A 15,374-nucleotide genomic window follows, 5' to 3' on the forward strand; every position below is an offset into this window, starting at 1 on the left:
GTGATTTTAAATTAACGTTATTAATGATCTAGATGTTATACTCCATCCTCTATTGATTTTTCTATTTATATATTCATATACATCGGGCTTTATTTTATTTCTTAGTTCATTTAATAATTCTTCTAATATTTTTCTATTTATTTTAATATTTATATCATAGATTTTTATAATATTTTCTTTATTTAAATTTTTAAGTTTATAAAGAATCTCTTTTCCATCAATAAAATAATCCTCATTTATTTCATATTCATCGCTTTTAACTATAATTTTTTTAATGCCATCATAAACCAGAACTTCGTGATCCAATCGGTCAAGTATGTTTATAGGAAAGGCTAATGCATCTATGAAAACAGTTCTCCCTAGAAAGAATGGAGATGAGCGATGCAATTCCCAATTATCTATGAATTTAGGAAAGGCATATCCATAGAAAATAAACTTATTTTTAAAAATATTATGTAATATATAAGAATTTAACCAAAGTATAATATGTTGATCATTTGCTGAATTATTATTTATTTTAAAAATATAATAATTTTTATTAATATTAAAATCATATCTTTTATTATATGCTTTCTTAAATTGAATTCCTAGAACAAAGGCTAAGCTTGCAGTTCCGGATTCTACTTCTACATCTAGACCCAGATGACGCTCCAACCTCATGCTAATTCCTCTACAATAAGCCTTACTATAAAGTGGTTTATTTCTAATATTTTCAATTAAATTAGAACAAATATTAATTTCTAGTGTCTTTTCTGTAATTCCTTTAGAAATCCTGCCAGAAGGGGACATAGGATATCACCACCTTAATCATTATATCTTATGTGATGTGACGCTTTATATTTCTGAATTTCATTAGTTATAGTCTCTTCACTCTGCTTTCACAGAAATATATTATTTTAGTAATGATATAACATTGCCGGTTATTATTGAGCATGAGTATATAGTTCGCCAGGTTTTCCATCAATATTCCTAAAGACTTGAATCTTTCTTCCAAGTTTTAGTTCTTTTCTCCAATCAGTCCTGGCTTATATTGGCTAATGCCCTGGTTAGGTAATATTCTTCCATGAGATCCTTCCCATAGAACACATACAGTATGCAAGAAATGCAAGAATCCTAATAACACCAAGAGGGCGTACAATTCTCTTGAATACGCAGTACTTGCTAGCAATAGATTGAGAAATCTCTACAGAATTTCTGGTCTAGGCTAGTTTCTAGATGACATTATAAGACTCTCTAAGGGTTTATCCTCTTCTCGCTTTCCTGGCCCAGCCTATAGAATCTTCAAGAATATCCATTGGGGATTAGCAGTTATACGTTTCATAATAGCGATATGAGAATGTAACCTTCCATGACCGATATATCCTTTCTAGTGCCCAGTGACCGTGATGTTTTAGTCTTCGCGCCATTTGGTCAGTTTGGAAGTAGCTAGGAGCAATATTATCACGGCTGCAAGTAGGGCTTCAAGGTTACCTGGGGTGGTGATGTGCCCTTTTAGTGCGATTTCGCGTACGAGCACTGCTCCATGGGTTGCTGGTGAAATTAGCGTAAATGCTCTAATTCTTGCTGGTATGAGCTTTAACGGGTAATAGACTGGCATGAGGTATACTAGAAGCGCGTAAACGGTATCGGTCACGTTGAATAAGACGTGAGGTGTCTTGATAAAGACTGTTAACAGGAAACCAATTAGTAAGCCGCATAGCCAAGTAAGCGCTAGCACGACTAAGAGCTCGAAGAGGCCTAGGGCTGAGGGTTTGCAGAGATAGTACCATGGTATAAAGAATACGGACATCCCTATGAAGGAGAGGAGACTCATACCTGTAGCAGTAGCAACTGCGAACGATATGGGGCCTAGGGGAGTGTTAAGCAACAAGTACCTATATCCTGAGACCCGTAAAGCATTCACGTCAACCGAGAACTGCGAGAGACCTGCTCCAAAGGCGAGTGCAACTAATGTACCTGATAACACGTGTACGGCATAGTCTTTGCCAGCTATTATAGATAACAGGGCTATGAAAATGCTCATTCGGAGAACAAGCAATGGTGCTGAGGAAGGTGCCCTAACAATGTAGGCGAGAGCATAGAAGTAGAGAAGCCCTATAAAGGAATTGATTCTCCTCCTAAGGCTGTGCTTCATCCCTCTCACCAAGCGCCAGTACTACGTCGCCAATACCGACGCGGTCTAGGATAACCTCGAAGCCCGCCTCCCTGGCCTTAGTAATTAACATGGAAGGATCCCTAACGTATAAGATAACCATGTCCTCGGATAGCCTAACAGCCTTACAGACACTATTATCAATGAGGTTCCTCAATACCTCCTCGTATCCGACTAACATGTTGTGACGAGGCCTAAGAATAACACGGTGAAGGCAATCACCGAATACTCGCTGAACAATCTCAGCCGGTTTTCCCTCAGCAACTTTTCTCCCCCTCGACATGACGAGCCCATAGTCGGCGATAAGCGGTACTTCTTCTGTGTAATGAGAGGAGATTATCACTAGTTTTTCCTTAGAGATCCTGCGAACCATGTTCCAGAATAGGATCCTTGACCTAATATCGAGGCCTGGCAGAGGTTCATCGAGGAGAACTAGGTTAGCATTCTCGTCGGCCAGCACTGCTGCAATAAATACCTTCCGCATAGTTCCGCCCGAGAGGCGGGAAACCTTTACAGAGCTGTAGTGGTCGAGTTCGAATAAAGAAATCACTTCCCTAGCACGCCGTGTAGCATCAGAATATCCGTAGCCTCTAATCATAAGATATGAGACTATATAGTCCCTGGGAGTGAGCGTGTAAAATGGCGCTCTTATAGCCTGTGGCAAGAAGACTGTCTTCTCCGCGACCTTGTCAGTGTCTCTTACAACGTCAAGCCCTAATACCCTTACTACTCCTCTTGTCGGCCTAAGCTGTGCTGCAAGAATCCGCAAAAGAGTGGTCTTCCCCGCCCCGTTGGGCCCTATCAAAACTATAATGCCAGAACAGGGCTCAAAGAAGAAGTCAAGGTCTCTTATAGCTATTGTGTCTTGGCTATATTTCTTTCTAAGCCCCTTTATTTCGAGGCAGTGCATCTACTTTCTCTCCAACTTTAATTATCATGTTAAGAACATTTATAAAGACTAGATTCTCAGTGATTTCATTTTGCTAAGCCTCTTTGATACTAGCTAGCTAGTTTTCTTGCTGCTGCTATGCTCCCAGCTATTGTTGCTAGGCTCATGGCTTCGAGTATTATTGCTGCTAGGCTTGCTTCTGGAAGGTATCTTCCGCTCCCGTAGATGTGGTAGACTAGGATTGTTAGGCTCCACGTCCGGGGCACGGAGACTGTTAGCGTTGCTCCGAACTCGCCTAGGCTTGCCGCTGCCGAGAGCCCTGCTGCTACTGCTACTGCTGGCGCTGCGGAGCCCAATACGTGTCTCAGGTACCGGAGGCCTCGGAGACCGAGGACGAGCAAGTGGTCGGTGATTTCGCGGGGTAGCCTAGCAAGCGCTTCGCCGAGGGTTCTCGAGGCGAGTGGGAGCGCGGCGGCTGCGTGTGCTAGGAGTATGAGGGGGATTGTGGCTGCTTCTGGGCCTAGGAGGCTGGAGAGGGGCCGGTAATAGGTTATCACCGCGGCGACGCCGTACGCCACGGGCGTGACTGCTATGAGGGATAGCGCGGTTATCGAGGAGACTCTGCCCCTTGCCGCGACGAAGCCGAGGACAAGGGAGAGAAGGGTTGTGATCGCCGCATAGGCTAGGCTATTCGCAACCGAGCCCCACAGCCCCGGGCCGAGGCTTGCAAGCCTCTCCAGCTCGGCTAGGCTCGCCTTAGCCGCCTCAACCCCTATGGCTGCTATGGGGGCGTAGAGGTAGGCGAGCACAGCTGCAGAGTAGAGCGTTGCTGCTATCCAGTCTTTTCTCCCTAGCCTTAGTAGGCCGTGTCCTCTGGCTGCTAGCGGCGAGGGCACACCCCTGGCGAGCAACAGTAAGAGGATGGCGGAGAATGTTGCTGCGAGCCCTAGCTCCCCAAGGGCGAGTATCGCTGCTAGGCCCTGGAAGCCGCTGACGCCGGGGAACCCGTAGTAGAGGCTGTAGAGCCATGCCTCGAGAGTGTAGTAGCGGTACGCTGCACCCGCCACTAGCAAGGGGGCTGCGCTGGTAAAGGAGTAGAGGAACGCTATTCCCCACGCCTGTAGTGCTCCCCGCGAGGTGAGGGGGAGAAGGACTCTCAGCCATAGCCTCGGGCCCCGTAGGCCGAGGAGCTCCACGTGCTCCAAGACGCTCCTCTCTGTCGCCGCAGCGCTCGCCGAGACCATTGCGGCCGCGAACCCTATGTTGAAGTAGCTGTGCAGCGCCACTACGCCGCTCCAGCCCTGGGCTAGGCCGCGGAGCCAAGGCAGATGAGAGGAGAGGAGACCGCCCTCCCCGTAGAGTGCTCGGAGCCCGAGAGCCGCGACAACGACCGGCGACATGAAGGGAGCCAGGGCGGCGACCACTGCTGCTCTCGAGAAGCGATGGTTGTAGAACCCTGCTAGTACTCCGAGGGGCCAGCCCGCGGCCACTGCGAGGGTGGCGCTCAGCGCTGCTTGGCCAATGGTCCAGCCCAGCACCCAGGCGAGGCTGAAGGGCGGCTCGGCCGCGGGGGGCCAGGAGAGCCACGCCGCGACAACAATGGGGGCGACGTAGAGGGCGAGAACGAGCCACGTTGCTAGTTGGAGCACGGCGCCGAGGCTGCCCAAGGGGTCCCAGCGACCAGTAGGGCTAGCCTGCATAGTGTCCTCCACCGAGGCCGCATTGCAGAGGGGATAAAAGGCCTCGGGGCCGATAGGGCCCCGGGTGCTACGCTCGGCTTCTTCCCCGATACCCGGTACTGGTTCTAGGCTACGTGTCTGCTGGCTTAAATACCGGTAATCGTCGCTATGAATCCTTCTCAGCGGTGGGCTGTTACTATGCCTAGGCCTCCACTCACGGTTGAGAGGCTGCAACCCTTCATAGGAGAAGTAGTCTACGACCCCTATGGAAGGGTCCTCGGGAAACTAGTCAGCATGGAGAGCGACGTAGACGGCACAGTTAACACAATAGTCGTTGAGACTGAGACCAGGACCATAAACTTCGTACCCGCAGAGGCCGTTGACATAAAGGATGGAAGAGTAGTAGTGTGGCCAGAGTGGAAGACCCTAGCCTACAGCGTCATAGCCAGCTACCAGAGGGCACTGAAGAGGCTACGCGGCCTCGAGGACATGTACAGCAGGAACGAGATACCGAGCACAGTATACAGGGAGATGAGGAAGAAGCTAGACAAGAGCCTAGAAAAGCTCAAAGAGGAGGCCAAGAAGCTGAAAGCACTCATAGCGAAGAGGAAGAACGACATAGAGGACGAGAACCTTAAACTCGACCGCGCAATAGCCAACCTGAAAATGAGCTACCTAGCCGGCGAGATAAACGAGAAAGCCTACAAGATAGCAATAGAGCACCTCCGCAACGCCAAGGACAGCAACGCGAGAGAACTAGAAGACCTCAAGGAAACCAAGTCCAGGATAGAAAGCCTCGAGAGCGGAGCAGTAGAATTCGTAAGAAAGCACGAGGAAGAAAAAGCACCCGAACCAGCAAAAACAGAACCACCAGCACCAAGCGTGCCCACAGCAACACAGCCAATACCAGTAAAACTAATAGAAGGCTGACAATAGCTAATTCTTACTATTTCATACTTTAGCGCGTCTTTACTGTTTTTATCGAAAATTTCTAGATTCTTGACAGAGTCTCTTAGGGTAGGTATTGGCTATTTCCTTGTGCTCAAAGCACTATGAATTCGCCAAAGACGCCTCACGGCTTAGTTGCGTTTCCATGCTAGGTTTACTCTCCACCCTATAGTTACAATGTATAGATGTGTTTAGCATGATGCCTATTGAATAACCCTTAGCCATGGAATTCTCTTGAAGTCTTCGTCAAAGGTTAGAATCTCATCTATATTGTAGTGCTTGGCCGTTGTTACGATTAGCGCGTCTCCGGGTAGGAGATCAAACTTCCTCATAGCGTTGAGGAGTTCCGTGAAGTCGCCTTTATCTTCTAGGACCTCGATCCCTAGTTTATCTACAAGCTCTTCAACATCGTCTATGACATCATAGAAGCTTCGAATGCCATGCCTTCTAATGTACTCTCTTAGCTCGCTTAGCCTCTTGATTCTGTGTCTTCTCCACGCTTCAAGCCTTATCAAGGTAAACAATACTTCGTCAACAATTCTCAGAGTTACGGCAAGGTCTTCTCTGCTTGCTACTATCTGCTTAACTCTGGAGGCGAAGGGCTCGACCCCGTGGAGGTAGTACACGATAGCGTTTGTGTCTACTAGTATCACTGGGCCTCGGCCTCAAGCATGAACTCGTCGAGTAGCTCTTTTGGGGCCGGGCCCCGCTTCCCATAGAACTTCTCAGCCATCTTTTCTCGTTCCCTTAGCCTCTCAACTTTAACTAAAACCTCTTCTCCCTCTCTCAGCTCTAGCGGCTCCAGAGGCCGAAGCACTCCCTTCTCATACCTTGCACGCACAACCCTAACTTTAGAAGACACTGGTTTCGCGCCCCCATGTGATACACTGTGCGCTGTCCAACCTTAAATTAGTCCTTATTGTGCGCAAGCTGTCAGCAGTGCAGATAGCTTAAGCCCTATACCCTTGTACAACCGTGCTTCTGGCTTTGCGGGATCACGGACACGAACCTTTGATTCGATTCATGAACGGTATTAATCCCGTAAAGATGTTGCTAGAACATGTAGTGCTTCGTAATCGCTGAGCACCTACCTTCCTATGCGTGGGGTTAAGGCTGTGCTGAACGGTTCGAATTATGAGGACGAGTTTGCTTATTTGGAGCACCTAGAGGCCGAGGAGACGAGGAAGTTCATAGAGTCTATGAGTATTGAGCTAAGAAGGTTCCTGGGAGACCTGCCGAGCAGGTATCGTGGGCTTCTTGCCCAGCTTCTCTCCCAGCCACGTGTCACGGGCTTGGCGGCTGCGGGGAGCGGTCTCTATCTCCTCTACAAGGGGGCTAGGGATTTGGTCGCGTTTACTGGGTGGGATGGAGGGTTTAGGAGGATTGTGAGGATTGCGGATGGTGACGAGGTTATACCTTTCGTGGAGCGCGTTATGGGTTCCGAGCTGCTGGCTATCCATGTCTCTATGGCTGGTGCTGACGAGGGCTATGTAGACATAGTTGGGCCTGATGGCGGCTTGGAGGCCAGGATTAGGGGCTCTGCCTGGGGCTTCGCCCTTGTGGGCGGAGAGCTGTACTATGCCAGGTTCTATAGGAGGGAGCCGCCGCCGGATGGAGGTAGTCCTCCGGTTCAGAGAATTGTTAGGAGAAGCAGTGATGGTGGCGAGGAAGTTGTCTGGGGTAGCGGTGTCGCTGAGACTGGGTCGCGGCTCAGCCTGTATTATGTGCCTCAGCACGATCTCCTAGTCTACGGTGTTTGGAGGGGATGGGATACTAGCTGGCTCTACGTAGCTTACGCCGATGAGCCGGGTAGGGCGAGGCTGGTGGTCGGCGGGGATGCCGCATATACTCCGGTGGGGTGGGCTGGGGGCCTCGTAGTGCTTCGGCGGGGGCTTGGCGGCGACAAGCTACTAGTATATGACGAGCATAGTGAGGAGATTATTCCACTGGTTTCTCTCGATAGGCCCGCCGAGGCCGCCACGGTGTTCGGCGATAGCGTTGCCGTGGTTACTGTTGAGGATTATATGCATAGGCTCAGAGTTTACGGCTTGAGCGGGGAAAGGCTATGGTCGTATGAGCCTAGGGAGCCCTCTAGCATTCGGGCCCTCGCGGGCTCGGAGCGGGTCCTCGCCTTACTGGAAACGAGCTTCACCAAGCCGTACCGAATAGTGCTCCTGGGCCGCGAGGGCGAAGCGAGAACTCTTGAAGAGGCTGTTCACTCCTTCGAGGCAAGGGTTGGCGAGTTCTGGGTCAGGAGCCGCGACGGAACACTGATCCATTCCTGGCTAGTAGCTCCTGCCGAGGAGAGGCCGAGAGCCGTGGTCGTGTACGGCTATGGAGGCTTCTCGATAAGCCTGACTCCGGCGTACCGGGTGTTTGTAGAGACATTGGTGAGGAATGGCTTCGCGTTCGTGCAGGCTAATCTCCGGGGCGGCAGGGAGGAAGGAGAGGAGTGGCACCGGGCCGGGATGCTTAGGAACAAGCACAAGGTCTTCGAGGACTATGCGGCCGTCGCTAAGCACTTGAAGACGCTGGGCTGCAGAGTGGCTGGCTGGGGTGTGAGCAACGGAGGATTGCTCATAGCGGCTGTTGAGACTAGGTGGCCTGGCCTCCTCGACGCCGCGCTCATAGGCTACCCTGTTATCGATATGCTGCGCTATCATCGGCTCCACGTTGGCAGGCTATGGGTTCCAGAGTACGGCGACCCCGAGGACCCCGAGATGAGGCACTATCTCATCTCCTATAGCCCGTACCACAACATACCAGTAGGCGAGAAGATGCCGCCGACACTGGTCTACACCGGGCTCCGCGACGACAGGGTGCATCCGGGCCACGCCATAAAATATGCAGCAAAGGCGAGAAGACATGGCCACCCGGTCTATCTCAGGGTTGAGACTAGGAGCGGCCATAGCGGTGCAACTGCAGAAGTTGCAGTAGACGAGATTGCTGACATGCTCGCGTTCCTGGTTAAGACATTAGGCCTCAGAGAAGGAGATGAAATCGAGACAAAGCAATAAGCATGAGCTATGTGGCTTTTACCCTATTCTCCCTCATGGGTATGGGGTCCTAAGCCTTATCTGTGCAGTATTGCCGGGTATCACGGAATACATATGTGTGGCGGGCTTGTTGCAGGAATACTCTGCGCCTTCTCCCTGCCAGGGCTTTCTGGTATCACTGAGGTGTTTCTGGGGTATCTTTGCAGCGAGTACGCTTCTCCTTCGCCTGGGTGTTCGGGGAGGGGATTGCTGGTATTCAGTGCGTGTTAGCGGCGCTGAGCGCGCTAAGCTTCGGCGGCGCCACAATATCTGGGCTGGGAGACACGCTACCGAAACTACTATAGAGAGGTGTCTGGGGCCATGTCGGCCATAATTTCACGCTTATTCCAAGTCTTCGGGTTCGGGGCTCAGCAGGAGGCCCCGCGCGAGAGCATAGACAAGCTGCTAGTCAAGCTCGAGCTATTGGAGGATAAGGTTGCTGAGATACGGTACAGGTTTGAGAGGAGGAGCCGAGAGCTATGGGAGACGACTATACGGCTGCTGAGGCGCAACGAGAAGACCAGGGCAACAATATATGCCGGCGAGATAGTACAGGTAAGGAACATCATTAAGTTGATCTACGGGCTCGAGAACATGATCATCATGACCAAGGAGAGGCTGCGCACAGTAAAGGACGTTAAGGAGGTAGGCCAGGCACTAATGGTGTTCGGCACAGCCTTGGAGGAGATAAGGGAGCACGCTAGAGCGATATACCCGAACCTCAATGTGTTCTTCGACGAGCTGTCAAGGAACGTTAAGTCAATGATAGTGGAGACGTCGATGAGCACCGGGTTTGTGGAGCACATAGACCCGGTAGTGGTTAGCCAGGAGGCCCAGACCCTGCTAAACGAGGCGCTAAGGAAGGCAGAGGAGGAAGTGAAGTCGGAGTTCCCTGAGCCACCGCTAGACACAGTGGTGAAGCTAGAGCCAGCACGACAAGCAATAGCAGTAGGCGCTGCAGCAGGGACAAGCATCGAGGGCAAGGAGGCTCCGGCGAGCACAGCTGGTAGCAGGCTAGCCAGCTACGCTGGCAGCCCAAGGAGGAGCATGGAGGAGGTGGAGCAACTAGTACTCGAGTACATTAGGAACAACGGCGGCATACTCGACATAAAGGAGTTCACAACGAAGTACGGTGTATCAAAGAACGAAGTACTCCAAGCCATACACCGGCTAGCGGAGAAAGGCCTCATAGCACTAGCATAGAGGACTACATTAGCCTGTTCCTCTTTTTCTCGCTATAAGCTGTCTGCCAGCTACCCTGAATACTCCTTGCTAGTGCCTTCCTCGTACCCTGCGTCTCATAGCTACCGGGTTTCTTGCAGGCCTAATTGTGCTCATCGTGAGAGCCCTCGGATTCGTTCTAGCCTCGGCTAATTATTTAGAAGTGTAGCACGCTTGAGGGAACTGGATGAGGGGAACTATATAAAAAGTGTAACTTGGTGTCGGCCCGCCCGTGGACGCGGGCCGGGTAGAAATGATTGAGCTAGCGGAGCTTGCCAAGCTCTACGCGTCTTACTACATAACGTTGCTGTTCATAATGAACCCGTTCGGGGCAGCGCCAATATTTGCAGACATAGCGGAGAAGCTTAGCCCCGCGGAGAGGTCGCAGCTCCTCAGATACGTGGCCTTTGTTGTGCTCGGCCTTCTCTACTCTCTCGCCCTTGGCGGGAAACTACTGCTGGAAATATACCATGTTAGCATAATGCAGTTCCGGTTCGCTGGAGGAATAATACTGATGGCTATAGCCATCTACCGTCTAACAGGCCGCCCCATAACACAGACCCCGGACCCCAGGGACGCCGCCATAGTCCCGCTCGCAATGCCCATACTCGTGGGCCCAGCCACAATCACGTACCTCATATTGTTTAGCACAACAGGGCACCTCATAGTATTACTACTCGTTATCCCTGCAGTGACGTTCACCGTATGGCTAGTAATGACCGGCGCCGACATGCTGCTGAGACGGCTAGGCCGCAACGTCATGGTCATACTGACGCGTGTCTCCGCCCTCTTCGTAGGCGCTGTCGGAGCCGCAATGATAGACGAGGTCGTGAGAGACTGGATAAGGTACTCATGTACGTGCCGCACGAATAACACTATATAAAAATTAGTTGAAGAGATTGGATATAATGTTGCTTTTAGGGCTCAACTACGTGGCGCCGTATTGTTAGAGGTTGGGCAAGGACCGTAAGGCGGGCACGGTATTCCACCGCCATGTGTCACGCCTATATAGAATACCATTGAGCCTATTGTGTAGCTGTTGCTCTCATAGTATAGTTTTTTGGGGCCATAGAAGCCTATTGGATGTATATACAGGTTGTCATTGTTTAGTATTATCTCCAGGTGTAACAAGCTACGTGATTCGGTCTTCTCGGTATATCCTAGCCCTGCTGAAACAACTGGAACCAGTGCTAACGGTACATCATCTATGAGGAGCGGTATTATTGGTGTACTCACGCCGAGCAGTGATATAGTGTTATACCTTGACGTCACGCTATCATAGTAAATTTCGAGAATGTTCTTATAATAGCCGTAGTCGGTGCTATTCCAGTATAGCGCTATAGTGCTATAGTCTTTAGCAAAACGATCATAACTTGGAAATTGCTCGGCCTTAGCCCAGTAATGCATTACATCATTATCTACTACCGGGCGTATTAGCGTGAAGTTCGCATACCTAATACATGCGACATTGCCGGCGGATTCTGTGACAGCTAAGCAGTACTTTGCTAGAGCTATATCAGCCTTTATGCCTATCATTAAGAGTAGGTCATTGCCTTGTATCTGTATTTTAACAGTTTTTGCAACTACATTGCTGCTACCAAGGCCCTCATATAGCTGTGTATCAAGAGTGCTTCCGGGCTTGAAAAGAGCTGCAAAGTTTAAGTAAATTGCAGTCTTTTTAAGCGTGTATAACGGCCCTACTGCACCATACTCCGCATAACTTACGTCAACTCCTTGATAAGGCTGTGAGATATGATAAGTTGCAGTAAAGCCTATGCTATTTTCTCCTTTTATCTCAAACTTCTCGCCTAAGACGATCGAAGAAACATCATTAATGGTAGCACTGTTGTCAAGCACTAATCGCACCATAGATGTTGGCACATACGCATTTAGTCTTTCTGAGATCACATTCACTAATTGCCAATAATACCTACCATTCACAAGCCAGTGACTTGGAGGCCATTCTTCATCTACCTTCATATCGCCTCTATTGATGCTCTGCGACTTCTTCGCAAAACCGAGGAGAGGATGCTTAAGCGCCTCTTCTACAGAATTCTTACCTATGATTATTTTTACAGAAGCCTTATTGTCTACTACATTCTCTATGCTGAGAGGTACGCCCTTAAATAGACCGAATACACCTTGGCCTGGTTTGTCTATAGCTATGAGCGCTAAAATGCCTGGTTCCAAAAGATCAATACTGTTCCTATGCTTGCTCAGATATCCTTTCCAATTTACTAGATATTCTTTAATATTTCTAATATTTAAATTAAATACGCTTGATTTACCATGCCCGTTGCACTCTCTGTCAAGCAGCACTATGCGTCCATCAGGAAACCAACCATATAGTGAAACGCAGACACCGCTTCCCGGGGGCATACCTTGTATTATGAGCCTAGCTTTTTGCGCGCTATCGAAGAGCTTATGGTAATAAGTGACGCTAATTCCCTGGTACTTTTCGGTAGCTAGAACCTTTAGACCATTCACACTATATCCTAAAGAGATAAAGACTATGAAAGGAAGAAGAGGAATAAGAACACCCAATGCTAATACAGCTACCTTATTGCTACGCATATCGTCACCGTAGTATATTGCTGTATTGCTGAACTATATTCATACGGCCACGCTTGCACCTGCAGAGAAGTTTTATAGATGACATATTCGCCGACACTACCAAAATATTATGTAATGTTTCCTATGTGGCTAGGCAATTAGAAGACCGAGCGTAGCCTGCCGCCATCTATCGGTATTGACGCCCCGGTAATGTAGCTCGCATAGGGGCTTATGAGGAATGCTACAAGGTAGCCTACTTCCCGTGGCTCGGCTATCCGGCGGAGCGGCACCTCTGAAGCCATCTCCTCGATTACTTGTTCAACGGTCTTGCCTTGCTCCTTTGCCCTTTTCTCCGCTATTTGCCTGACCCTGTCCGTCATTATGTAGCCTGGAAGTATTGCGTTGACCCTTATCCCTAGGGGGCCTAGCTCCCTTGCAAGGGTCTTGACGAGGCCATGGATACTTATCCTCAGCACGTTCGACAGCGCTAGGTCGGGTATGGGTTCTCTAACCGCTATGCTGGTAGAGAACACTATGGAGGGGTTCTTGCTCTTCTCGAGCCAGGGCAGAGCCGCCTTTGTGGCCCAGACGGGGCTAAGGGCTAGGAGCCTCGCCGCGTACTCCCAGTCCTCGAGGCCCAGGTCGCGGAACTTACCGGGCCTAGGCGGCCCGGGTATGTAGACGAGCGCGTCTAGGCCACCCAGCAGCTCCGCCGCCTTGTTGACTAGGTTCTCGACCTCCTCCCGGACTGTGAGGTCGGCCGCCACCGCATATACTTCGCCGAGCCTGCTCAGCTCCTCCCTGGTCTTCTCTAGGCGCTCGGGGTCTCTGCCGTTGATTACTACGCGTGCTCCCTCCTCTAGGAGAACCTCTGCCACGCCCCTGCCTATTCCGCGGCTCGAGGCGGTTACGAGTACTCTTAGCCCCTTTATCCCGAAGGGCAAGGCGAGCACGCTCCCCTTGGGCATCCTATTGTCTAGGAGAAGTGTTCCCCCGGGATGCTGGGAGTAGTTAGGTGTGGTTTTGAAAAAGGTTAGCCCAGGGGCTTTAGGCTGAAGAAGATTATCGCGGCCGTGTAGAAGGCCATACCTATTAGCTCGCTTGTAGAAAGCTTCTCGCCGAGCAAAAGCCAAGCCAGGCTAGCTACTAGCAGGGCGTTTGAGAGGGCTATTGCTGTAGCAGGCCCTGCTTTGCCGTGGGCTACTGCTACTTTTAGAAAGTACATGCCTAGGGCTAGGAACACTCCCGCTACGGCCATTAAGGCGTAGAGCTTCGGCTCAACGCCTGCCAGCACAGGGTTACGCGCACTGTCGTAGCGCCCCGTGCTCAGCAGGGCCAGTGCAGCCAAGACCCCGACAAGGCCGGCTCCGAGCAGGAGTACAGCAGTACCCTCGACAGAGGGCATGCCCTTGACCGATGCGTATTTGAGGATGAAGTTAGTCAGGCCAAACATGAGGAATGTGCCCAGCGCGTATAGTACCCACACGTTGCTCTCCGCCAAGGCTCGTCCACCGCCACCTGGAAGCCAGTACCGTGTCCAATGCCGAGGGCGGAGAGGAAGACTATAATAGCTTAAGCGCCGGCTACAACAGTCTCCACGGACAACTTGTACCCGGCGCAGTTAGAAGGGCAGCACTAAGAAGGGAGCGCAAAGGGGCTGATCCTCTTGAACCTGAATAGGCGAAGAGAACTAGCCTTTCTAAACCTCTATACTATCATGGGGCTGGGGTTCTTAGCGCTTACAGCACTAGCATACATTGATCACGACATCCCGCTCGCATCCTTCTACCTCCTCATGGGCGGAGCCATGCTCCTCGGCAAGGTAGCAGTAATAATGCCCAGGAACAAGACCGCGAGAATACTCGCCGACATAGGCGTCATACTCCTCGCGCTAAACGCTCTCCAGCACTATGGGTTCACAACAGTCAACCTCTACACGCTGATCTCGTGGGTAGTGCTGATTGCGGCAATAATAGAAGCCATATACGTTGCCAAGAAATACTAGGCACGTTATACACACCAATACATGCTATCTGAAGGATAATCCATTGGATAAACGCACGCCGCCTTACGTTAGCTATGCAGTGTTCTAAAGAATATCTTGCTAACTCCGTATTAGGATCCGGCTGCCTCATAATTCAAGGTATTATTCAAGTACTCCGTCTCTTATCTTTATGATCCTTCGCGCCCTAGAGGCTAGGCTGGGGTCGTGTGTCGAGTACATCACGGTTTTTCCGAGCTTGTTTGCCTCTACGAGGAGACTGATTATCTTGAGCTTATTCTCGGTATCTAGGCTTGCTGTTGGCTCGTCTGCAAGTATTATGGGAGGGTTTGCTGCTAGAGCCCTTGCTATTGCTACTCGTTGTTGTTCTCCACCGCTTAGCTGGGACGGGTACTTCTCCCTCTTGTCCCACATTCCTACAAGCTCGAGAAGCATTTTAGCCCTTTCAAGTCTCTCTTCTCTATCCCCCCACTTGGCGAGTTCCATTGGCAAGAGTACGTTCTCTAGCACAGTGAGTGTCGGAACTAGGTGGTAGAATTGGAAAACGATCCCGACGTTCCGCCTTCTCCATTTCGCCCTTGCGGCTTCACTCATTCCTGTTAGGTCTGTTCCGTTAACCTCTACTCTCCCCTTTGTTGGCAGTTCTATTCCTCCTGCAAGATATATTACCGTGGTTTTACCGCTTCCGCTGGGCCCTAGCAGCGAGACCAGATCGCCTTTCTCTATCTCAAACGTGATTCCCCGTAATGCAGTGTACTCAGCTCCTCCAGGGGATCGGTATATTTTCCATACATTTATGAACCGTATGGCCTTCAATCTATCTCATACCTCACTCCACTCTTAGTAACTGGGCTGTGGGCTGCTTCCTTAGGTATAGGAGGCCAATAAGCAATAC

Annotated in this window: 17 protein-coding genes; 7 read left to right on the top strand and 10 right to left on the bottom strand. The window is 50.4% G+C overall.

Annotated elements, in window-relative coordinates; translation table 11 throughout:
• Positions 1-6: 6 nt before the first annotated feature.
• The 4 genes from SBG41_RS06255 to SBG41_RS06270 form a co-directional block, all read right to left on the bottom strand.
• On the bottom strand, positions 7-789 hold the full coding sequence (locus SBG41_RS06255) for a hypothetical protein (RefSeq protein ID WP_317894700.1): 783 nt from the start codon (positions 787-789) through the stop codon (positions 7-9).
• A gap of 601 nt (positions 790-1,390) precedes the next feature.
• Positions 1,391-2,134 (bottom strand): ABC transporter permease, encoded by a 744-nt coding sequence (locus SBG41_RS06260; RefSeq protein WP_317894701.1) that lies wholly within the window; start codon positions 2,132-2,134, stop codon positions 1,391-1,393.
• On the bottom strand, positions 2,118-3,062 hold the full coding sequence (locus SBG41_RS06265) for an ABC transporter ATP-binding protein (RefSeq protein WP_317894702.1): 945 nt from the start codon (positions 3,060-3,062) through the stop codon (positions 2,118-2,120). Before SBG41_RS06265 ends, SBG41_RS06260 begins: the two co-directional genes overlap by 17 nt.
• Positions 3,063-3,151: 89 nt before the next feature.
• The gene (locus SBG41_RS06270) at positions 3,152-4,954 is read right to left on the bottom strand and encodes an ABC transporter permease (RefSeq protein ID WP_317894703.1); all 1,803 of its coding nucleotides are present in this window, start codon (positions 4,952-4,954) and stop codon (positions 3,152-3,154) included.
• Here SBG41_RS06270 and SBG41_RS06275 point away from each other — a divergent pair.
• Entirely contained in the window at positions 4,919-5,650 is a 732-nt protein-coding gene (locus SBG41_RS06275; protein ID WP_317894704.1) for a CdvA-like protein, read from the top strand. The two genes, SBG41_RS06270 and SBG41_RS06275, sit on opposite strands and share 36 nt — an antisense overlap.
• A gap of 221 nt (positions 5,651-5,871) precedes the next feature.
• Here SBG41_RS06275 and SBG41_RS06280 read toward each other — a convergent pair whose 3' ends face one another.
• Positions 5,872-6,321 carry a PIN domain-containing protein gene (locus SBG41_RS06280; RefSeq protein WP_317894705.1) on the bottom strand — a complete coding sequence of 150 codons (450 nt, stop codon included), beginning with the start codon at positions 6,319-6,321 and terminating at the stop codon, positions 5,872-5,874.
• A complete protein-coding gene (locus SBG41_RS06285) occupies positions 6,318-6,530 on the bottom strand; it encodes an antitoxin family protein (RefSeq protein ID WP_317894706.1) in 213 nt (70 codons plus the stop codon). Before SBG41_RS06285 ends, SBG41_RS06280 begins: the two co-directional genes overlap by 4 nt.
• A 253-nt stretch (positions 6,531-6,783) precedes the next feature.
• Here SBG41_RS06285 and SBG41_RS06290 point away from each other — a divergent pair, with 253 nt between their 5' ends.
• From SBG41_RS06290 to SBG41_RS06305, 4 genes are all read left to right on the top strand, one after another.
• Positions 6,784-8,685 (top strand): prolyl oligopeptidase family serine peptidase, encoded by a 1,902-nt coding sequence (locus SBG41_RS06290; protein ID WP_317894707.1) that lies wholly within the window; start codon positions 6,784-6,786, stop codon positions 8,683-8,685.
• 179 nt (positions 8,686-8,864) lie between these two features.
• Positions 8,865-9,008, top strand: coding sequence for a hypothetical protein (locus SBG41_RS06295; RefSeq protein ID WP_317894708.1), 144 nt, complete (start codon positions 8,865-8,867; stop codon positions 9,006-9,008).
• Between the two features lie 16 nt (positions 9,009-9,024).
• Positions 9,025-9,906, top strand: coding sequence for a hypothetical protein (locus SBG41_RS06300; protein ID WP_317894709.1), 882 nt, complete (start codon positions 9,025-9,027; stop codon positions 9,904-9,906).
• Positions 9,907-10,156: 250 nt separating this feature from the next.
• Positions 10,157-10,807 (top strand): MarC family protein, encoded by a 651-nt coding sequence (locus tag SBG41_RS06305; RefSeq protein WP_317894710.1) that lies wholly within the window; start codon positions 10,157-10,159, stop codon positions 10,805-10,807.
• Positions 10,808-10,848: 41 nt separating this feature from the next.
• Here the strand turns inward: SBG41_RS06305 and SBG41_RS06310 are convergent, their stop codons facing one another.
• From SBG41_RS06310 to SBG41_RS06320, 3 genes are all read right to left on the bottom strand, one after another.
• The gene (locus SBG41_RS06310; RefSeq protein ID WP_317894711.1) at positions 10,849-12,498 is read right to left on the bottom strand and encodes a hypothetical protein; all 1,650 of its coding nucleotides are present in this window, start codon (positions 12,496-12,498) and stop codon (positions 10,849-10,851) included.
• A 137-nt stretch (positions 12,499-12,635) separates the two neighbouring features.
• Complete coding sequence (locus SBG41_RS06315; protein WP_317894712.1) at positions 12,636-13,421, bottom strand: SDR family oxidoreductase; 786 nt, start codon at positions 13,419-13,421, stop codon at positions 12,636-12,638.
• An 89-nt stretch (positions 13,422-13,510) separates the two neighbouring features.
• Positions 13,511-13,978 carry an EamA family transporter gene (locus SBG41_RS06320; protein ID WP_317894713.1) on the bottom strand — a complete coding sequence of 156 codons (468 nt, stop codon included), beginning with the start codon at positions 13,976-13,978 and terminating at the stop codon, positions 13,511-13,513.
• Between the two features lie 32 nt (positions 13,979-14,010).
• Between SBG41_RS06320 and SBG41_RS06325 the strand changes: the two genes are divergently transcribed.
• Both SBG41_RS06325 and SBG41_RS06330 read left to right on the top strand, forming a co-directional pair.
• The gene (locus SBG41_RS06325) at positions 14,011-14,157 is read left to right on the top strand and encodes a hypothetical protein (protein ID WP_317894714.1); all 147 of its coding nucleotides are present in this window, start codon (positions 14,011-14,013) and stop codon (positions 14,155-14,157) included.
• A complete protein-coding gene (locus SBG41_RS06330) occupies positions 14,144-14,482 on the top strand; it encodes a hypothetical protein (protein WP_317894715.1) in 339 nt (112 codons plus the stop codon). Before SBG41_RS06325 ends, SBG41_RS06330 begins: the two co-directional genes overlap by 14 nt.
• A gap of 141 nt (positions 14,483-14,623) precedes the next feature.
• Here the strand turns inward: SBG41_RS06330 and SBG41_RS06335 are convergent, their stop codons facing one another.
• Positions 14,624-15,295, bottom strand: coding sequence for an ABC transporter ATP-binding protein (locus SBG41_RS06335; RefSeq protein ID WP_317894716.1), 672 nt, complete (start codon positions 15,293-15,295; stop codon positions 14,624-14,626).
• Positions 15,296-15,374: the final 79 nt, after the last annotated feature.

This window comes from Pyrofollis japonicus (assembly GCF_033097485.1).
GTDB classification, from domain to species: domain Archaea; phylum Thermoproteota; class Thermoprotei_A; order Sulfolobales; family Pyrodictiaceae; genus Pyrofollis; species Pyrofollis japonicus.